General features: G+C 63.5%; 13 protein-coding genes. 7 read left to right on the plus strand and 6 right to left on the minus strand.

The annotated features are described in order from the left end of the window. The first annotated feature begins 101 nt into the window (after positions 1-101). The 3 genes from KVP70_RS28350 (at position 102) to KVP70_RS28360 (ending at position 4,877) form a co-directional block, all read left to right on the plus strand. Positions 102-1,430 (plus strand): MFS transporter, encoded by a 1,329-nt coding sequence (locus tag KVP70_RS28350; RefSeq protein ID WP_217945742.1) that lies wholly within the window; start codon positions 102-104, stop codon positions 1,428-1,430. A 101-nt stretch (positions 1,431-1,531) separates the two neighbouring features. Continuing rightward, positions 1,532-3,163 (plus strand): alpha-D-glucose phosphate-specific phosphoglucomutase, encoded by a 1,632-nt coding sequence (locus KVP70_RS28355; RefSeq protein WP_217945743.1) that lies wholly within the window; start codon positions 1,532-1,534, stop codon positions 3,161-3,163. A gap of 22 nt (positions 3,164-3,185) precedes the next feature. Beyond that, positions 3,186-4,877 (plus strand): alpha-amylase family glycosyl hydrolase, encoded by a 1,692-nt coding sequence (locus KVP70_RS28360; protein ID WP_217945744.1) that lies wholly within the window; start codon positions 3,186-3,188, stop codon positions 4,875-4,877. A 3-nt stretch (positions 4,878-4,880) separates the two neighbouring features. On the opposite strand, the gene KVP70_RS28365 is transcribed toward KVP70_RS28360, so the two are convergent. The 4 genes from KVP70_RS28365 to KVP70_RS28380 all read right to left on the minus strand — a co-directional run bounded on the left by KVP70_RS28365 (position 4,881) and on the right by KVP70_RS28380 (position 12,115). Further along, positions 4,881-7,163 (minus strand): GH92 family glycosyl hydrolase, encoded by a 2,283-nt coding sequence (locus KVP70_RS28365; RefSeq protein ID WP_217945745.1) that lies wholly within the window; start codon positions 7,161-7,163, stop codon positions 4,881-4,883. A gap of 115 nt (positions 7,164-7,278) precedes the next feature. Next, on the minus strand, positions 7,279-7,638 hold the full coding sequence (locus KVP70_RS28370; RefSeq protein WP_217945746.1) for a PKD domain-containing protein: 360 nt from the start codon (positions 7,636-7,638) through the stop codon (positions 7,279-7,281). A 48-nt stretch (positions 7,639-7,686) separates the two neighbouring features. Beyond that, entirely contained in the window at positions 7,687-10,449 is a 2,763-nt protein-coding gene (gene pulA, locus KVP70_RS28375; protein ID WP_217945747.1) for a pullulanase-type alpha-1,6-glucosidase, read from the minus strand. Between the two features lie 106 nt (positions 10,450-10,555). Then, positions 10,556-12,115, minus strand: a complete 1,560-nt coding sequence (locus tag KVP70_RS28380; protein WP_217945780.1) for a POT-type proton-dependent oligopeptide transporter — start codon at positions 12,113-12,115, stop codon at positions 10,556-10,558. A gap of 216 nt (positions 12,116-12,331) precedes the next feature. Between KVP70_RS28380 and KVP70_RS28385 the strand changes: the two genes are divergently transcribed. After that, complete coding sequence (locus KVP70_RS28385; RefSeq protein WP_217945748.1) at positions 12,332-13,969, plus strand: alpha-glucosidase; 1,638 nt, start codon at positions 12,332-12,334, stop codon at positions 13,967-13,969. 82 nt (positions 13,970-14,051) lie between these two features. Continuing rightward, positions 14,052-15,926 (plus strand): glucokinase, encoded by a 1,875-nt coding sequence (locus KVP70_RS28390; RefSeq protein WP_217945749.1) that lies wholly within the window; start codon positions 14,052-14,054, stop codon positions 15,924-15,926. A gap of 75 nt (positions 15,927-16,001) precedes the next feature. Here KVP70_RS28390 and KVP70_RS28395 read toward each other — a convergent pair whose 3' ends face one another. Next, positions 16,002-16,745: a MerR family transcriptional regulator gene (locus KVP70_RS28395; RefSeq protein WP_217945750.1), complete on the minus strand. Its 744-nt coding sequence runs from the start codon at positions 16,743-16,745 to the stop codon at positions 16,002-16,004. Between the two features lie 140 nt (positions 16,746-16,885). Here KVP70_RS28395 and KVP70_RS28400 point away from each other — a divergent pair, with 140 nt between their 5' ends. Continuing rightward, the gene (locus KVP70_RS28400; protein ID WP_217945751.1) at positions 16,886-17,422 is read left to right on the plus strand and encodes a PadR family transcriptional regulator; all 537 of its coding nucleotides are present in this window, start codon (positions 16,886-16,888) and stop codon (positions 17,420-17,422) included. Between the two features lie 16 nt (positions 17,423-17,438). After that, the gene (locus KVP70_RS28405; protein ID WP_217945752.1) at positions 17,439-18,686 is read left to right on the plus strand and encodes an MFS transporter; all 1,248 of its coding nucleotides are present in this window, start codon (positions 17,439-17,441) and stop codon (positions 18,684-18,686) included. On the opposite strand, the gene KVP70_RS34475 is transcribed toward KVP70_RS28405, so the two are convergent. Further along, the gene (locus tag KVP70_RS34475; protein ID WP_229225151.1) at positions 18,683-19,258 is read right to left on the minus strand and encodes a hypothetical protein; all 576 of its coding nucleotides are present in this window, start codon (positions 19,256-19,258) and stop codon (positions 18,683-18,685) included. The two genes, KVP70_RS28405 and KVP70_RS34475, sit on opposite strands and share 4 nt — an antisense overlap. Between the last annotated feature and the right edge of the window lie 83 nt (positions 19,259-19,341).

Here is a 19,341-nt window from a genome sequence, read left to right on the forward strand (position 1 = left end):
ATGGCTTGTTTCCTTTATTTTACTGGGAAACTCTTTCAATTGACACGTATCAGGCTGCGTGTTATTTTGCTACAAATTCAAAATAGTCGGGGACCCGCAGCATGCAATCTTCCAGCAGCAAGCCCATACTGTCGTTTTGGCAGTTGTGGAACATGAGCTTCGGCTTTTTCGGCATCCAGTTCGGCTTTGCGCTGCAAAATGCCAACACCAGCCGGATTTTCTCCACGCTGGGCGCCAATCCCGACGACCTGTCCCTGTTCTGGCTCGCGGCGCCGGTCACCGGCCTGCTGGTGCAGCCGATTATCGGCTACCTGAGTGACAACACCTGGCATCCGACCTGGGGCCGCCGCCGTCCGTTCTTCTTCGTCGGCGCCTTGCTGGCGTCGATCGCGCTGTTCCTGATGCCCAATTCCACCGCGCTGTGGATGGCCGTCGTCGTCCTGTGGCTGATGGATGGCGCCATCAACGTCTCGATGGAGCCGTTCCGCGCCTTCGTCGGCGACAAGCTGGGTTCCTCGCAGCAGACCGCCGGCTTCGCGATGCAGACCTTCTTCATCGGCTGGGGCGCGGTGATCGCCTCGCTGCTGCCGACCATCTTCGCCGACTTTATGGGCGTGAGCAACGTGCCGGTCAACGGCGCCATTCCCGACACGGTACGTTACTCGTTCTACGCCGGCGGCGCCATCTACTTCCTGGCCGTGTTGTGGACCGTCCTCACCGCCAAGGAAACGCCGCCCGAAGACATGGAAGCCTTCCGCGCCGAGCAGCGCCGCACCAAGGGCCTGGGTCACGCGCTCAAGGAAATCATGGGCGGCTTCACCAATATGCCGAAGACCATGGTGCAGCTGGCCGCCGTGCAGTTCTTCTCCTGGATCGCCTTGTTCGCGATGTGGATCTACACCACCTCCGCCATTGGCGAAAACGTCTTCGGCACCACCGACGCGCAATCGGTGGCGTTTCAGGAGGCGGGCAACCGGGTCGGCGTGATGTTTGCCGTCTACAGCGGCGTTTCCGCGCTGGCCGCCTTCATCCTGCCGATTTTCGCGCGCAAGACCAGCCGCAAGTTCGTACACATGAGCTGCCTGCTGATCGGCGGCGCCAGCCTGTTCAGCATCTACGCCATCCATGACCTGAACCTGCTGTTCGTGCCGATGATCGGCGTCGGCATCGCCTGGGCCAGCATCCTGACCATGCCCTACGCGATCCTGGCCGGCGCGCTGCCCGCCAAGCGCATGGGCTACTACATGGGCGTGTTCAACTTCTTCATCACCATTCCGCAGATCGTCAGCGGCGTGCTGCTGGGCTTCGTCACCAAGCACTGGTTCGCCGGCCACACCGTCAAGACCCTGATGCTGGGCGGCGTGTGCATGGCGGTGGCCGGCGTGCTGACCCTGGCAGTCCGCGATAACGCCGAACCGGCCGGCCACTGATGTAGGATTGTTCGCTTGACCACGTAGTCGCGCGCCGCCCGTTTGCCGGAACAGGTACAACAGGGGCTGCGAATACTGTCCTTTACCTGTGCGGAGCGAACATGAGCATACAAACTGTAGCGACCAAAGCATTCCCTGGCCAGCGGCCGGGGACTTCCGGCTTGCGGAAAAAAGTCACCATCTTCCAGCAGCCTTCCTATCTTGAAAACTTCGTGCAAAGCGTGTTCGACACGCTGGGCGACTGCGCCGGAAAAACGCTGGTGCTGGGCGGCGATGGCCGCTTCCACAACCGCGAGGCGGTGCAGACCATACTGCACATGGCGGCGGCGCACGGCTACGCCAAGGTGCTGGTGGGGCAGGGCGGCATCCTGTCGACGCCCGCCGTCAGCTGCGTGATCCGCAAGCACGGCGCGCTGGGCGGCATCGTGCTGTCGGCCAGCCACAACCCGGGCGGGCCGGATGGCGACTTCGGCATCAAGTACAACATCGCCGCCGGCGGCCCCGCGCCGGAGAGCGTGACCGAGGCGATCTTCCACCGCACCGAAAGCATCAGGCAGTACCGCATCAGCGACGCGCCGGCCATCGATATCGATCGCCTCGGCGTCTCGCGCATCGAGCAGATGGAGGTCGAGGTGATCGACCCGGTGGCCGACTACGCGGAACTGATGCGGCGCCTGTTCGACTTCGACGCCATCAAGGCGCTGTTCGGGCGCGGCTTCCGCATGTGCTTCGATGGCATGCACGCGGTCTCCGGCCCCTACGCCAAGACCATCCTCGAAGGCATGCTGGGCGCGCCGGCCGGCACCGTCATCAACGGCGTGCCGCTGGAGGATTTCGGCGGCCATCACCCGGACCCCAATCCCGTCAACGCCGCGCAGCTGATCGCCATCATGGCGGCGGACGACGCGCCAGACTTCGGCGCCGCCTCCGACGGCGACGGCGACCGCAACATGATCGTCGGCCGCAAGTTCGATGTCACGCCGTCCGACAGCCTGGCCGTGCTGGCCGCCAACGCGGCCGTGGCGCCGGGCTACCGCGCCGGCCTGAAAGGCATCGCCCGCTCGATGCCGACCTCGCGCGCGGCCGACCGCGTGGCCGATGCGCTGGGCATCCCTTGCTACGAAACGCCGACCGGCTGGAAGTTCTTCGGCACGCTGCTGGATGCGGGCAAGGCCACACTGTGCGGCGAGGAGAGCTACGGCACCGGCTCGGACCATATCCGCGAGAAGGACGGCTTGTGGGCAGTGCTGTTCTGGCTCAACCTGCTGGCCGCCAGCGGCAAGTCGGTGGAGCAGCTGGTGGGCGAGCACTGGGCGCGCTTCGGCCGCAACTACTATTCGCGCCACGACTACGAAGGGGTTGAGGCCGCCGCCGCCAATGAACTCATGGCCTCCCTGCGCATCAAGCTGGCCACGCTGGCGGGGCAGGACCTGGGGCATTACGTGGTCGATTTCGCCGACGATTTCGACTACACCGATCCGGTCGACGGCTCGCACGCCACGCAGCAGGGCATACGGATTGTCATGACCGACGGCTCGCGCATCGTGTACCGCCTGTCCGGAACCGGCACCGAGGGCGCGACGCTGCGCGTCTACCTGGAGCGCTACGAGGCCGATCCAGCCTACCACCACCTGCCCACGCAGCAGGCCTTATCCGCATTGATACTCATCGCCGAGCAGGTTGGCGGCATCACCGGATGGACCGGACGCGCGCGTCCGACCGTCACCACATAAAACCACCATAAAGGAAGACAGCATGAAATTGACTCCCCTTGCAATGACCCTGGCACTGGCGCTTGGAGCGGCTGCGGCCTGCACCTCGGCCGTCGCCGCGCCGGCCGCCAAGCAGGCCGCCCGCAAGCCATTCCTGTGGGAGAACGCCACGATCTATTTCATGCTGACCGACCGCTTCAACAACGCCTACGTCGGCAACGACCTCGCCTACGGCCGCAAGGCGGACGCCGGCCCGCTGCGCGGCTACATGGGCGGCGACCTGGCCGGCATCACCAACAAGATCAATGAAGGCTATTTCGACAGCCTGGGCGTGAGCGCGATCTGGGTCTCGCCGCCGGTGGAGCAGATCCACGAAGGCACCGATGAAGGCACCGGCAAGTCCTACGGCTTCCACGGTTATTGGGCCGCCGACTTCACCGCCGTCGACGCCAACCTGGGTACGGAAAACGACTTCCGCAATATGGTCGACGCCGCGCACGCGCACGGCATCCGCGTGCTGCTGGACGTGGTGATGAACCAGACCGGCCCGGTGACGGCGACCGACTATGTATGGCCGGAAGACTGGGTGCGCACCGAACCGCAGTGCACCTACAAGGACGCCAAGACCACTATCGAATGCACGCTGGTGAAGAACCTGCCGGACTTCCGCACCGACAGCGACACCCCGGTCGAGCTGCCGGAGAACCTGGCGGCGAAGTGGCAGCGCGAAGGCCGCTTCGAGCGTGAGGTGAAGGAACTGGACGAGTTCTTCGCCCGCACCGGCTATCCGCGCGCGCCGCGCTACTACCTGATGAAGTGGCATTCGGACTGGGTGCGCAAATATGGCGTGGACGGCTTCCGCGCGGACACCGTCAAGCACGTCGAGGCCAAGGCATGGAAGGAGCTGAACACCGTTGCCGCTGCCGCCTTCGAGGACTGGAAGCGCGCCAACCCGGACAAGAAGCTCAGCGACGACAAGTTCTATTCGACGGCGGAAGTCTACAACTACAACATCGCGCAGGGCCAGGTGTTCGACCTGGGCGGCGGCCAGACCGTCAACTACTATCAGAGTGGCTTCAATAGCCTGATCAATTTCGGCTTGGTCTACGATGCGGAGAAAGACTACGAGCCGCTGTTCAGCAGCTATTCGAATATGCTGCACGGTGGCGCGCTGGATGGCTACTCGGTGCTGAACTACCTGGACTCGCACGACTACGACAAGCCGTTTGACGCCTCGCGCAAGAAGCCGTTCGAGAGCGCGAACAAACTGCTGCTCGCCCCTGGCGCGGCGCAGATCTACTACGGCGACGAAACCGCGCGCAAGCTGGACGTGGCCGAAGCGGTGGGCGACGCCAAGCTGCGCTCCTTCATGAACTGGGATGAGCTGGAGCGCAATGTGCAGCGCGACGGCTACAAGATCGCCGAGGTGCGCGCGCACTGGGCCAAGATCGGCCTGTTCCGCAAGGACCATGTGTCGGTGGGCGCGGGCGTGCACCAGCAGCTGCAAGCCAAGCCTTACGTCTTCAAGCGCACCTACGACAAGGGCGTGCTGCACGACAAGGTGGTCGTCGCGCTCGACCTGCCGACCGACAAAGCCGCCACCATCAATCTGCACGGCGTGTTCGCCAACGGCCAGAAGGTGAAGGACTACTACTCCGGCAAGAGCGCCGTGGTCAAAGGCGGCAGCGTCAACTTCGGTACGAAGAGCGCTGTCGTCTTGATCGGGCAGGAGTAAGCGTTAGCGGTCGGTCGAAAGCGAGTAGGGTGCGTCAGCCGGTGTGGTGGCGCGTTGCTTGTTCGGCTGGTCGGACATGTCGAAGTCCAGCACCGCGCCCTGCATCAATCCCGCGTGGCTCAGCCAGTTCTTCGAATACGGCTTGCCGTTGACCTTGAGCGCGTTCACATATCGCTTGCTGTCGCTGTTGGCGGGGGCGTTGATCACCACCGTCTTGCCGTTCTCCAGCCGCAGCGTGACCTTCTTGAACAGCGGCGCGCCGACCACGTACTGCGGCACCACCGGCGTGACAGGGTAGAAGCCCAGCGCCGAGAACACATACCATGCCGAGGTCTGGCCGTTGTCCTCGTCGCCGCAGTAGCCGTCCGGCGTGGCCTTGTACAGGCGGTTCATGGTTTCGCGCGCCCAGTACTGCGTCTTCCACGGCGCGCCGGCGTAGTCGTACAGGTAGATCATGTGCTGGATGGGTTGGTTTCCGTGCGCGTACTGGCCCATGTTCGCGATCTGCATTTCGCGGATCTCGTGTATCACTTCGCCGTAGTAGCTCTCGTCGAAGGTCGGCGGCAGCGTGAACACCTGATCCAGCTTGGCGACGAACTTCTCGCGGCCACCCATCAGGTCCACCAGGCCGTTCACGTCCTGGAACACGGACCAGGTGTAGTGCCAGCTATTGCCCTCGGTGAAGGCGTCGCCCCATTTGAACGGCTTGAAGGGCGACTGGAAGCTGCCGTCCTTGTTCTTCCCGCGCATGAGGCTCGTCTCCGGGTCGAACAGCTTTTTGTAGTTCATCGCCCGTTGCGCATAGATGCCGATCTCCGACTGCGGCTTGCCGAGCGCCTTGCCCAGCTGGTAGATGGCGAAATCGTCGTAGGCATATTCCAGCGTGCGGGCGGCGTTCTCGTTGATCTTGACGTCATACGGCACGTAGCCAAGTTCGTTGTAGTACTTGACGCCGGCGCGGCCGACGGCGCTCATCGGTCCTTCGTTGTCGGCGCCGTGCTTCAGCGCCTGCCACAGCGTGTCGATGTCGTAGCCGCGCAGGCCTTTGATGTAGGCCTCCGCCACCACCGACGCCGAGTTATTCCCGATCATGACGTCGGCCAGGCCGGGGCTGGACCATTCGGGCAGCCAGCCGCTTTCCTTGTAGTCGTTGGCCAGGCCGGCCTGCATTTCGCGGTTGATCGATGGGTACATCAGGTTCAGGAAGGGATACAGCGCGCGGAAGGTGTCCCAGAAGCCGGTGCCGGCGTACATATAGCCGGGCAGGATCTTGCCATTGTGTGGACTCCAGTGGACGATCTGGTTGTTGGCGTCGATCTCGTACAGTTTGTTCGGGAAGAACAGCATGCGATACAGGCTGGAATAGAAGGTGCGCGTCTGGTCGTCGCTGCCGCCTTCCACGCTGATGCGGCTCAGTGTCTTGTTCCACACCTCTTTGCCTTTTTGCGCGGTGGCGTCGAAGCTGTCGGAGGCCAGTTCGCGCTTCAGGTTCAGCTCCGCCTGTTCTTCGCTGATGAAGGACGAGGCCACGCGCATGCCGACCTTCTCGCCCTTGGCGGTCTTGAAGCCGACCACCGCGCCGCTATGGTCGCTGGCCAGTTCCATCACGTTGCTCACCAGTTTGTCGCCGCTCCAGATGCGGGTGGAGGTGAATGGCTTGTCGAAGTAGATGACGAAGTAGTTCTTGAAGTTCTTCGGCAGCGGGCCGCGCGCGTAGCGGGTGCTGTAGCCGACGATCTTGCGCTCCGCCGGGATCACCTTCACGTACGAGCCTTTGTCGTAGGCGTCCACCACCACATAGGCGTCGTCGGTTTTCGGGAAGGTGAAGCGGAACTGCGCGGCGCGTTCGGTCGGCGCGATTTCGGTGGTGACGTCGGCGTCGGCCAGGTAGACGCTGTAGTAGTAAGGCTTGGCCATTTCCGCCTTGTGCGAGAACCAGCTGGCGCGGTCGTCCTGCGTGAACTTGAGTTTTCCGGTGACCGGCATGATGGCGAACTGTCCGTAGTCGTTCATCCACGGCGACGGCTGGTGCGTTTGCTTGAAGCCGCGGATCTTGTCGGCGTCGTAGGTGTAGGCCCAGCCGTTGCCCATCTTGCCGGTCTGCGGCGTCCAGAAATTCATCCCCCACGGCAGCGCGATGGTCGGATAGGTATTGCCGTTCGAGAGTTCGGGCTTGCTGGCGGTGCCCATCAGGGGATTGATCCATTCGACGGGATCGGCGACGGGCGCGGCGGAAGCGGTCAGCGCGAACAGGAAGAGGGGCAGCGCAAGCGTATGCAGTTTCATAATTTTGGCGGTGGTGACTGGCGAAAACCAGTGTAGCAGCTATGCCATCGCCGCAAACCAACAGGCCCGGGCGGCCATCATGTTTATTGGCCGATTACTAAACAAGGTGCGCCAGCTACTGCGCGGTGATGATGACGGATGATGGCGCGCTGTCGATTTTGCCGTCGTTGACGATCAGCGTGGCGACGTAGACGCCGGGAAGGTCGACAAAGAAGGTCGGCGTGGCGACGTGGAAGTTCAGCAGGGCGGCCGTGCTGCCAGCTGGTTTGGTCAGCGTCCACGAGTAGCTCAGGATGTCCTGGTCCGCGTCGGTGCCGCTGCCGGTCAGCTTGACCGAGCTGCCCGCCGTCACGCCTTGTGCAGGTCCGGCGACGGCGACCGGCACATGGTTTGCCGGCGCGCTGTAGTCGCCGCCGCCGCCGCAGGCGACCAGGGTTAGCGTAAGCAGCAGTGCTGCGATATGGTTGCATCTCATGATGATATCTTTCCGGCTCGACAGTGAGCCGAAAAGATATCACGGTGTTTACTTCTTTTCTACGAATACCACGGCGCTGCGTGGCGGAATTGCAAACGTGCCGGAAGCGGCGTCGTACTTGGCTTCCAGGGCCACGCGTTTGTCCGCTGCGGCCATGTTGGTGTGGACCGGATGCAGTTGGTAGCGGCGATTTTTTTCCGCGTCGACCGTCACGCGCTGCGCCACTTTGTCGACGTTGATCAGGTAGGTGATGGACTTGAAGTTTGCGCCCGCGTAGCCGGCGCCGTCCAGGTGGGCGACGATCATGGTCGGCACCTGGCCGCTGCCGGTGTTGTGGAAGCGCAGGCGCTGCTTGATGTCGGCGGCGCTGCGCAGACGGAACAGCGTGCTGCTGGAGCGTATCGCCAGCAGGTCGCGGAAGGCGTCGCGCGCGTAGGCGATGTCCTTCGGCGACGGCTTGATGGCGGCGTCGCGCAGCAGCGGTTTAATCAGCTCGTAGTCTTTGCCGTTGTCTTCCGCGCGCGGGACGCCGGTGCCGTAGTAGTTGTCCTGGTAGCTCCAGTCGATGCGGTTGAACCAGTCGCCTGACTCGAAGCTGTTGCGGTCCAGCGATTTGGAGCGCAGGATATCGAAGCCCGCATGGAAGTAGGCCACGCCCTGGCTGAAGGCGTTGATGGCGGCGCCCAGCATCTGCACCTGCGCGCGTTCGGTGCTGGTGGTGGCGCGCGGCAGCTTGAAGGCGTTGATGTCGTACAGCGTCTGGTTGTCGTGGTTCTCGACGTAGTTGACCACTTCACCGGGCTCGCTGGCGTAGCCGGCCGGCTGGTTGCCGCCGTAGACGATGTCCTGCAACGGCTGCGTCTTGCCGTCCGCGGTTTGCAGCGGATAGCTGCGGATCGAACCGGCCAGGCCGACCTTGACCAGGTCCGACGCTTGCAGCAGGTCGCTGACTGGGCGTGCGCCCGCCTGTTCGTTGGCGTCGTACACCAGGCCGTTGATGTAGCCTTGTTGCGTGATCATCTGCACGCCGCTGTCGCCGGCGCCGCCGCCGCGCACCGCATCGCGCGCGCGGTCGCTGAAGGTGCCGATGCCGCTGCCGTTCAGCGACAGCTGCGAGGCTTGCACGAAGCGCGCGCCGTCGGCCACTTCGCCGAAGTTCCAGCCTTCGCCGATCAAGTTGATGTGGCGGCCGGTGGCGCGGTCGGCGCGGGCTTGCAGCTGCTCCATCGCGGCGCGCGGCTGGTGGCCCATCAGGTCGAAGCGGAACGAGTCGATCTTGTACTGCACGGCCCACTGTTCGACGGAGTCGATCATCAGCTTGGCCATCATCAGGTTTTCGGTGGCGGTGTTGTCGCAGCAGGTGGAGCGCTCGATCGCGCCCTTGGCGTTCAGGCGGTGGTAGTAGCCCGGCACCACGCGGTCCAGCACGGACTTCTCGTTCTGGCCGGTGATGAAGGTGTGGTTGTAGACCACGTCCATGCCGACGCGCAGGCCGGTCTTGTGCAGCGCCTGCACCATCTGGCGGAATTCGACGATGCGCTTGGCGCCGTCGGCCGGATCGGTGGCGTAGCTCCCTTCGGGTGCGTTGTAGTGGTAGGGGTCGTAGCCCCAGTTGTAGCAGTCGGTGGCCTGGGTCTTGGCGACCAGCGCTTGCTGTTGTTCGCCGTCCGGCGCCAGGCCGGCAGGGATGGCCGGCGTGACGCAGCCTTTTTCCGGTACGCTGCCGATGTCGTACACGGGCAGCAGGTGGATGTCGGTCATGCCGGCCTTGCTCAGCGCGGCCAGGTGCTTCATGCCGTTGGAGCCGGCTTCGGTGAAGGCGGTGTACTTGCCGCGGTTGGCGGCGCTGACGGTGCTGTCGTTGATCGAGAAGTCGCGCACATGCAGTTCGTAGACCGTCATGTCGGATTGGGTGGAAACTTTTTTCGGGGCTGGGGTGTTGTCCCAGCCGGCGGGCTTCAGCTTGGAGGCGTTCAGGTCGGCGATGTAGCTGCGCTTGGAGTCCGTGGTCAGGCTGATCGAATAAGGATCGGTGACGAGGTTGCGTACCAGGCCCGCTGATGGCGCCACCACGTCCACCAGGTATTGGTAGTACTGGCCTGAGTGTTTGCCGTCAACGTGCGCGGACCAGATGCCGGTGGCGTCGTCACGCTGCATGGTGGTGATGGTGGAGGCTTTGGCGGAGCCGTCGGCGTAGGTGCACAGCGCCACGCGCTGAGCGGTCGGCGCCCATAGTTTGAAGCCGGTTTGTTTGCCGACGGTGACGCCCAGATCGCGCGCGTTGTCGGCGCTGGCATACAGGTCATCGAGCGCGCCGGCGATTTGCAGCGTGGTGGCATCGCGCACGGTGCCGTCATCGGCTTCCTGCACCAGCATGACCTGCTGCGTCAGCACGCCGCCGAGGCGCGCAACATCCGCTGCTGCCAGCGTCAGCACCGCGCCGTTGCCGACGAACTTGAAACGCCGCGCGACATCGGACGGCAAGCCGCCTTCAAGGCGCGCCAAAGCCAGCGAGCCATCCGCGCCGGACACGCGCGCGCCAGGCGTCGCATGCAGCGAGGCGGAAGCGGAGTAATAGAGTTTGAAAGCGCCAGCCGAAGCGTTGGCGCCCGGCCACTTGACCAGCTGGCGATTGAGCCAATAGGCCCGCGCATCGGCAGCGACGGCGGGCTGCAGGACGGTAGCGAACGGCCCATCGCATGCAGCCAGTGTCGCATCGGCGGCCGCGGCCGCCACACAAGTCAACGCCAGCGCGCCGCCAACCGAAACCCCAGCAACTCGCCGCCACGCCCCAAGATACTTACCGCCCATATCGCCGCCTCCAAAACTATAGATTCAGGTAGTGCGGCTACAAATAACCGACAAGTACCCCTGTATTTGCCGGTTATGGTAATCCAAAATCTGTAGTTTTGATACTTTATGCGGTTTTGGCGGTATCGGCGCGGTAGTTGTCCACCATCTTGTAGCGTATCGCGTACAGCGCGAAGATCGCCGCGACCAGCAGGGCGAAGGCGGCGAAGAAGAACATCTGGAACGCGATCACCCCCATGCCGCTGCCGGCGATGTACGCGCTGACGGCGTCGTTCTTCACACCCGCGTTGACGATCAGCACCCACAGGTTGCCGACCGTGATGGCCAGATACCAGAAGCTCAGGATGATGCCCTTCATCGGCACCGGCGCCTGGCTGTACGCGAATTCCAATCCCGTCGCTGACACCAGCACCTCGCCCAAGGTCAGCAGCGCATACGGTAGCAGCTGCCACAGGATGGAGACCTTGTCGCCGCCGTCCATCTGCAACTGGATCATGCCGATCACAATCCACGATACGCCGGCCAGCGCGATGCCCATGCCCATGCGGCGCAGCGGCGTCGGCGTGATGCCGATGGCGCGCATGATCGGATACAAGGCCAGGTTGTTGAAAGGGATCAGCAGCATCACCAGGATCGGATTGACCGCCTGCATCTGCGCCGGCAGCAGCGTGAATTCCCAGCCGACGATGTTCAGCAGCGGGCTGTTCATCGCGTTGGCCTGCACGATCCAGGTCGAGGCCTTCTGGTCGAACAGCGAATGGAACGGCGTCACCATCGCGAACACGATCAGGATGCGCAGCACCGAGCGCACGCCTTCCACCGCTTCGTCGCTATGCAGGCCGCGCGCGCGGTCCAGCTGCATCGACACGCCGATGCCGCCAAACGCCAGCACCAGCACCAGCGCCAGGCAGGCGGCGATGACGAAGCCCCATTGCGGTGCCATGCACAGCGACGCCACCGCGCCCAGCGCGCCGACGCCGGCCATCATCAGGCCGGGGCGCGATTGGCCGGGCTGCTTGCTCATCAGCGCGGTGCGGGCCACGCTGCTGAAGGAATTCGGATTCGGCGCGGCCGGCGGCACATGGATGTACTTGCGCTTGCCGAGCCAGAACACCAGCGTGGCGATCGCCATCAGGATGCCGGGGATGCCGAAGGCGACGGCCGGGCCGTAGTCGCGCAGGAACACCGGCATCAGCAGCGAGGCGAAGAAGGAGCCGAAGTTGATGATCCAGTAGAAGGCGTCGTACACCAGCTTGGCGCGGTTCTTGTTGGTCTGGTCGAACTGGTCGCCGACGAAGGCCGCCACCAGCGGCTTGATGCCGCCCGAGCCGAACGCGATCAGGAACAGGCCGAAGTAGAAGCCCTTGAGGTTGTCCTCGAAGAACGCCAGGCAGGCATGGCCGGCCACGTAGATCAGGCTGAACCAGAACACCGTGTTGTATTTGCCGAACCAGCGGTCGGCCAGCCAACCGCCCAGCAGCGGGAAGAAGTACACGCCGATGACGAAGGTGTGGAAGACATGCTTGGCCTCGCTGGCGCGGTCGGCCAGCGGCACGAACAGCAGCAGGGTGCTGAGCAGGAACGGCGTGAGGATGTTGCGCATGCCGTAGAAGCTGAAGCGTTCGCAGCCTTCGTTGGCGATGATGTACGGAATTTGTCGGGGCATCGGCCCGTTGCCGGTGTTGCTCACTATTTTCTCTCCTGATTTTGTGTAGTTTGACTACTATTTTTATCCAACGAATTTTTGTAAATATCCATAAGATACTGATTTTTATGGATTAATTGTATTAATCCGCAAGTGCCTCATGGATTGAAAAAACCATATTCGTGATGTATATTGTCTACAAACCTATATCCAGCTTTGCCAACCCCGGATTCTCTTATGACTAAGCAACTTACACAAGTTTCCCCGCACGCCCAGGACTGGTACCGCGAGGCCATCATTTACCAGGTCTACCCGCGCAGCTTCAATGACACCAACGGCGACGGCATCGGCGATTTACCCGGGATTACGGCAAAGCTGGACTATATCGCATCGCTGGGCGTGGACATCGTCTGGATTTCGCCTTATTTCAAATCGCCGATGAAGGACTTCGGCTACGACATCTCCGATTACTGCGACGTCGATCCGATGTTCGGCACCTTGGCCGACTTCGACGTGATGATCGCCAAGGCGCACAGCCTGGGCTTGAAGATCATGATCGACCAGGTGATGGCCCACACGGCCGAGGAGCATGCGTGGTTCAAGGAGAGCCGCTCCAGCCGCGACAATCCCAAGGCCGACTGGTACGTCTGGTCCGATCCGGCGCCGGACGGCAATCCGCCGAACAACTGGATGTCGGTGTTTGGCGGTTCGTCGTGGCAGTGGGACACACGCCGTCGTCAATACTATTTACACAATTTCCTGGTCAGCCAGCCGCAGGTCAATTTCCACAACCCGCAAGTGCAGCAGGCGCACCTGAACGCGCTGCGTTTCTGGCTGGAGCGCGGCGTCGACGGCATCCGCCTGGATGCCTGCAACTTCCACTTCCACGACCAGGAACTGCGCAGCAATCCGCCGGCTCTCAACCGCGACACCGCCACCGTCTCGGACGTCAATCCCTACGGCATGCAGGCGCACATCTACGACAAGAGCCGTCCGGAGAACCTGGCTTTCCTGCAGAAGCTGCGTTCGCTGCTCAATGAATACAAGGCGGTCGCCATCGGCGAAGTGGGCGCCGACGATTCGCTGGCCGTGATGGCCGAGTACACCGCCGACGGCGACAAGCTGCAAATGGCCTACAGCTTCAACCTGCTGGTGCCGACCTGCTCGTCGCACTACATCCGCCAGCAGGTGGAGAATTTCGAAGCGCGCGTCAAGGGCGGCTGGGCTTCCTGGTCGGTCGGCAACCACGACGTGCAGCGCGTGGCGACCCGCTGGGGCGGCCCGGAAGCGCCGGCGGCGTTCGCCAAGATGATCCTGGCGATGCAGCTGTCGCTGAAAGGCACGCCGTGCCTGTACCAGGGCGACGAACTGGCCTTCGCCGAGGCGGACGTGCCGTTCGAGCTGCTGCAAGACCCGTATGGCATCACCTTCTGGCCGGAGTTCAAGGGCCGCGACGGCTGCCGCACGCCGATGGCGTGGACCGACGGCGCCAACGGCGGCTTCACCGAAGGCAAACCGTGGCTGCCGGTATCGCCGGACCACCTGGCCAAGGCGGCCTCGGTGCAGGAGGGCGATGCCGCGTCGTCGCTGGAATTCACCCGCAAGTTCATCGCCTGGCGCCGCAAGCTGCCGCAGCTGACGCGCGGCGCGATCCGGTTCTTCGACACGCCCGAGCCGGTGCTGGCGCTGCGCCGCGACGCGGAGGGGGAGCGCGGCATCATCGCCGTGTTCAACCTGGGCGCGGAGCCGGTCAGCTGCGCGCTGCCGCAGGCGGTGGGCGCCGAGCAGATGGACGGCTACGGCCTGCCGGGCGCGGTGGTGGACGGCCAGGTGCAACTGCCGGCCTTCGGCGCCTGGTTCGGCTACGCGGCATAAGACGGCGGTATTTGCACCGGTTTCCTTCTTAACATCACGTATTTCGGGTATGCTTCCGCCAACTGTTTTGACTGAATTGACGATGAAACAAGCTGAAGTAGATCAAAAACTGAACCGCACCGCCTTCGCCGACGGCCCGCGCCTGCTGGCCGACATCGGCGCGACCCACGCCCGCTTCGCCTTGCAGACCGCGCCCGGCGAGTTCCGCGCGGTGCGCGTGCTCAAGTGCGACGACTACACCGACATCGTGGCGATGCTGCGCTCCTACCTGTCGGACCATGCCGATATCACCTTGAACCACGCGGCGCTGGCGGTGGCCAATCCGGTCAGCGGCGACCATGTGCGCATGACCAACCGCGACTGGGAATTCTCCACCGACGAAGTGCGCCGCGCGCTGGGCCTGCACACGCTGCTGGTGGTGAACGACTTCACCGCGCTGGCGATGTCGCTGCCGGGCCTGAAGCCGGCCGATTTGATGCAGGTGGGCGGCGGCAAGCCGGCTTCCAATTCCGTCATCGGCGTGCTGGGACCGGGCACCGGCCTGGGCGTGTCGGGCGTGATACCGACCGTCGACGGTTTCGTCACGCTGGGTTCGGAAGGCGGCCACACCAACTTCGCGCCGGCCGACGAACGCGAATATTCGATTTTGCAGTACGCCTGGCAGACCTGGTCGCACGTGTCGACCGAGCGCCTGATTTCCGGCCCCGGCATGGAGATCATCTACCGCGCCATCGCCAAGCGCAATGGACGCCAGGTGCGCGACCTGACTTCGCAGGAGATCATGGCCGGCGCGCTGACCGACAAGGACCCGCTGTGCCTGGAAGTGCTGGAATGCTTCTGCGCCATGCTGGGCGGCGCCACCGCCAACCTGGCCGTGACCCTGGGCGCTTTCGGCGGCATGTTCATCGGCGGCGGCATCGTGCCGCGCATGGGCGAGTGGTTCGCCTCGTCGCCGTTCCGTTCGCGCTTCGAGGCCAAGGGCCGTTTCACCAGCTACCTGTCGGAGATTCCGACCTATGTGATCACGACGCCGAATCCGGCGTTCTATGGTGTGGCGACGATCTTGTCCGAGCACCTGCGCGGACGCAGCGGCGCCAACACGCTGATGGAGCGCGTGCAGCACCTGCAGCACGAGTTGACGCCGGCCGAGCAGCGCGTGGCGCAGCTGGTGCTGGAGCAGCCGCGTCTGGTGCTGAACGAGCCGATCGCCGACATCGCGCGCCTGGCCGAAGTGAGCCAGCCGACCGTGATCCGTTTCTGCCGTTCGCTGGGTTTCCTCGGCCTGGCCGATTTCAAATTGAAGTTCGCCAGCAGCCTGACCGGAGCGATTCCGGTGCGCCACAGCCAGGTGCGCGTCAGCGACAGCACGCACGACCTGAGCGCCAAGGTCATCGATAATACCGTTTCCGCGATCCTGAAATTCCGCGACCAGCTGGACGTGCGTTCGCTGGACAAGGCGATCGCGCTGGTGGCCAAGGCCAAGCGGGTCGAGTTCTACGCGATGGGCAATTCGCGCGTGGTGGCGTTGGATGGGCAGCACAAGTTCTTCCGCTTCCGCATTCCGACGTCGGCGTATGGCGACTCGCATCTGCTGACCTTGGCGGCCGAGTTGTTGAATCCGGGCGACGTGGTGATCGCCATCTCCAATTCCGGCAAGCTGCCGGATCTGCTGGCGGCGGTTGATGCGGCGCGGGCGGCGGGGGCGGACGTCATCGCCATCACGTCGAGCAACTCGCCGCTGGCCAAGAAAGCCAGCGTGTGCCTGGCGGTCGACCACAGCGAGGACAGCACGACCTTCCTGTCGATGATCTCACGCATCCTGCAACTGCTGCTGATCGACATCCTGTCGGTAGGCATCTCGCTGGACACGCAGAACTCGCGCCTGGTAGTCGAGCACAAGACCGCCAACGGCGGCGACGACAACCGCCGCCTACTGATCTCCCACCTCGACAGCTAAACAACGGGGTCAAGTCTGACATTCGGACACGGGCTCTACCGTAGCGGCCGCTACGGTAGAGCCCGTGTCCGAATGTCAGACTTGACCCCCGACGTAGTGTTGCACCGCTTGCAGCATGAACGTCGCCAGCTCGGGGTGGAGCTTGTCGAAGTTGGCTTTGAAGCGCGGGTCTTCGGAGTAGGTGGCGGCCAGGCTGGTCAACTGCTCCGCCTGCGGCACCCAGAAATACTCCAGATGATCGCGCCAGCGCTGCACGATCGCCTGCACCGCCGCGCTGTCCGCTCCCTGCGGCATGGCCGCGACCATATCGGTATAAACCGTATTCCCTTCCGCCATGATGGCGTCCTGCTTGGCCTTGCTGTACGCGCCCCATTGTTTGGTGGACGCCCGTACCGTGGCGGCGTCGTAGCGCTGTTCCGCCTCCTTGGCGTACGCCTGTTGCTGCGGCTTGTTCAAGCCGGAAAATATACCTTCGCTGCTCATGATCTGCTTCCCTTGTAGGTGGAGGATGGTGTTGTCCACAGTCGCGATCAGACCCTGCAGCCGTTCGGTCTGATTACGCAACGCTTCCTTGTGACTGAGCAGGGCCGCCATGACGTCGAAATCGTCGCGGTCCATCAGCTTGCGGATCTCCGCCAGCGGCACGTCCAGCTCCCGGTAGAACAGGATCTGCTGCAAGCGCAACTGCGCCGCCTCGCCGTAATAGCGATAACCGTTGTCGCCAACGCGCGATGGCTTCAACAAGCCGATCTCGTCGTAGTAGTGCAGGGTCCGGGTGGTGATGCCGGTGAGCTTGGAAAGTTGTTTTACTGTGAGCATGGCAGCATCGTGAACTCTGACGTGGCGTGTAGGTCAAGCGTAAATTATATGAAAAAAAGTCCTTGAACTCTTCCGTAAACAAGTTAAGATATATCTCAATAAGTTATATCTTAACTCGTTATATCGTAAGGAGTTCAAAAATGTTTAGATTTTTACATCATCAACACCGCCATCACGCCATCCATGGCGACCACCACCACCATCGCGGCGGTGGCGGCGGGCGCGGCCGTGGTCCGAAGATGTTCGACGCCGGCGCCATGCGCTATGTCGTGTTGCACCTGATCGCTGAAAAGCCGCGCCACGGCTATGAGCTCATCAAGGAGCTCGAGCAGCTGTCCGGCGGCGGCTATACGCCCAGCCCCGGCGCCATCTACCCGCTGCTGTCCCTGCTGCTCGACATGGGCCATGTCTCGGCCATGGCCGACGGCAACAAGAAGCTGCACACCATCACGCCCGAAGGCGAGGCTTTCCTGGCCGAGAACCGCCAGTTCGTCGACGTCATCCTGGCCCGCCTGGGCGAGCCGTCCGAGGGACGCGTCGATCTGCGCATGATGATGCATGAGCTGAAGGCCGCCGTGATCGACAAAGCCCACGGCCCCGGCGCCAGCGACGAGCGCGCCGCCCAGATCCGCGCCATCCTGCAGCGCGCGGTCAGCGAAGTGAAGCAACTGGACTAATTCAACCGGACCAAACATGACAACAATAACCATCCCACTGCCGCCGGCGCGCGAGCGTATCGTGCTCTGGCTGTTGGCGCTGACCCAGTTCACCGTCATCATGGACTTCATGGTGATGATGCCGCTGGCGCCGCAACTGATGCGCGCCTTTTCCATCGAACCGGCCGCCGTGTCGGGCGCGGTGTCGGCCTACGCCTGGTGCGCCGGCCTGTCCGGCCTGCTGGCCTCCATGTATATCGACCGTTTCGACCGCAAGCGCCTGCTGCTGTCGATGTTCGCGCTGTTCACCCTGTCGAACCTGGCCTGCGCGCTGGCGCCCAACTTCCACCTGCTGGTGCTGTCGCGCGCCTTTGCCGGCCTGACCGGCGGCGTGCTGGCCTCCATCATCATGGCCATCATCGGCGACCTGATCCCGCCCGACCGTCGCGGCGCCGCCACCGGCATCGTGATGACGTCGTTCAGCCTGGCCGCCGTGGCCGGCGTGCCGACCGGCGTGATGCTGGCCGCGCACTTCGGCTGGGCCTCGCCGTTCTATCTGCTGGTGGTGTTTTCGTTGCTGATCTGGTTCGCCGCCTGGCGCGTGCTGCCGTCGCTGAACGGCCATTTGACGCGCCGCGTGCCGCTGTCGGAGGTGCTGCCCAATCTGATCGGTCTGTACCGCGTGCGCGGCCATCTGAAAGCCTTCCTGCTGTCCGGCGTGAACATGTTGACGGGCATGCTGGTGATCCCCTTCATCTCGCCGGTGCTGGTGGAGAATATCGGCGTGCAGCCGGCCGAGATCACCTTTGTCTACCTGGCCGGCGGCGTGGCCACGCTGTTCAGCGCGCGCAGGATAGGCAAATGGTCGGACCGCGTCGGCGCCCAGCGGGTGTACCGCTATATCGCGCTGTTCTCCATCCTGCCCATCATGTTCATGACCCACATGCCGGCGATCCCGCTGGTGGCGGTGATCCTGTTCTTCCCGTTCTTCATGATGGCTCTGTCGGGCCGCAATATTCCGATGCAGGCCCTGATGACGACGGTGCCGGAGCAGGCCAAGCGCGGCGCCTTCCTCAGCTCCAACTCGGCGATCCAGCAGGTGGGCAGCGGCGTCGGCGCGCTGTTGGGGGGATTGATGCTGCATACCGATGCGGCCGGCCATATCGTCGGCTACGGCCTGAACGGCTGGATCGCGGCCGGCCTGACTGTGTTCTCGGTCTGGTGGATAGGGCAGGTGGGCGCAGCCGCCAAGGCCGCGCCGGTGACGCAGGCTAAAGTCGCTTAGCCGTCGATGCTGGTGCGCTTGGCGGGGTGTTTTTCACGGCGCCAGCGCGCCAGGCTGATGACTTCGTCGGTGCTGGCGTCTTCCACCAGGATTTCCTCGTCGCTCGACGAGACCAGGAAGCTTTCCCAGCGCTGCGCCGCATCGCTGCTGTTTTCCACAAAGCTGAACTGCCAGTAGTTCTTGCCGTTCAGCTTGCGCGGGGCCGGGTCGTACTCGATCAAGGCTCCGTGCGATTTTCCACCCGAATTCTTCTCCACGATGGCCGACCAGGCTTGCAGTTCCGGCAGCGCCATCAGCGCCGCCGCGGCCTGTTCCTTGCTGCGCAGATGCTGGACTTCGGCCGAGGCCGACGGCGCCACATTGACGGCCGCGCGCGGCGCCGCCGTCGCGCTGGCGGACGCCGACGCCGACGCCGAACCGCTGGCGCTGGCCGGCAGCTTGGCCATCGCCGGCATGACCTGGGATTCGGCCGGCTTCATGGCGGCGAAATAGACACCCCCGCCCAACAGCAGCGCACCGGCGACGGCGCCTGCAATGAACAGATTTCGGGTGGACGGGGTGCGAGATGCCATATACGGGTATGCCTGGATTGTTGGTTGCGGTCATACTAAACCAAAGGCATCCAAGGGGCAACTTTTACCGGCCTGAACAGCGC

This window comes from Duganella violaceipulchra (assembly GCF_019166075.1).
Taxonomy (GTDB): Bacteria; Pseudomonadota; Gammaproteobacteria; order Burkholderiales; family Burkholderiaceae_D; genus Rugamonas; species Rugamonas violaceipulchra.

What these genes read in the sequence shown, in the direction of transcription:
- KVP70_RS28390 (WP_217945749.1), top strand. Translation starts at nt 14,052, where the DNA reads ATGAAACAAGCTGAAGTAGATCAAAAACTGAACCGCACCGCCTTCGCC.
- KVP70_RS28380 (WP_217945780.1), bottom strand. Translation starts at nt 12,115, where the DNA reads ATGCCCCGACAAATTCCGTACATCATCGCCAACGAAGGCTGCGAACGC.
- KVP70_RS28355 (WP_217945743.1), top strand. Translation starts at nt 1,532, where the DNA reads ATGAGCATACAAACTGTAGCGACCAAAGCATTCCCTGGCCAGCGGCCG.
- KVP70_RS28370 (WP_217945746.1), bottom strand. Translation starts at nt 7,638, where the DNA reads ATGAGATGCAACCATATCGCAGCACTGCTGCTTACGCTAACCCTGGTC.
- KVP70_RS28385 (WP_217945748.1), top strand. Translation starts at nt 12,332, where the DNA reads ATGACTAAGCAACTTACACAAGTTTCCCCGCACGCCCAGGACTGGTAC.
- KVP70_RS34475 (WP_229225151.1), bottom strand. Translation starts at nt 19,258, where the DNA reads ATGGCATCTCGCACCCCGTCCACCCGAAATCTGTTCATTGCAGGCGCC.
- KVP70_RS28400 (WP_217945751.1), top strand. Translation starts at nt 16,886, where the DNA reads ATGTTTAGATTTTTACATCATCAACACCGCCATCACGCCATCCATGGC.
- KVP70_RS28405 (WP_217945752.1), top strand. Translation starts at nt 17,439, where the DNA reads ATGACAACAATAACCATCCCACTGCCGCCGGCGCGCGAGCGTATCGTG.
- KVP70_RS28350 (WP_217945742.1), top strand. Translation starts at nt 102, where the DNA reads ATGCAATCTTCCAGCAGCAAGCCCATACTGTCGTTTTGGCAGTTGTGG.
- pulA (WP_217945747.1), bottom strand. Translation starts at nt 10,449, where the DNA reads ATGGGCGGTAAGTATCTTGGGGCGTGGCGGCGAGTTGCTGGGGTTTCG.
- KVP70_RS28360 (WP_217945744.1), top strand. Translation starts at nt 3,186, where the DNA reads ATGAAATTGACTCCCCTTGCAATGACCCTGGCACTGGCGCTTGGAGCG.
- KVP70_RS28395 (WP_217945750.1), bottom strand. Translation starts at nt 16,745, where the DNA reads ATGCTCACAGTAAAACAACTTTCCAAGCTCACCGGCATCACCACCCGG.
- KVP70_RS28365 (WP_217945745.1), bottom strand. Translation starts at nt 7,163, where the DNA reads ATGAAACTGCATACGCTTGCGCTGCCCCTCTTCCTGTTCGCGCTGACC.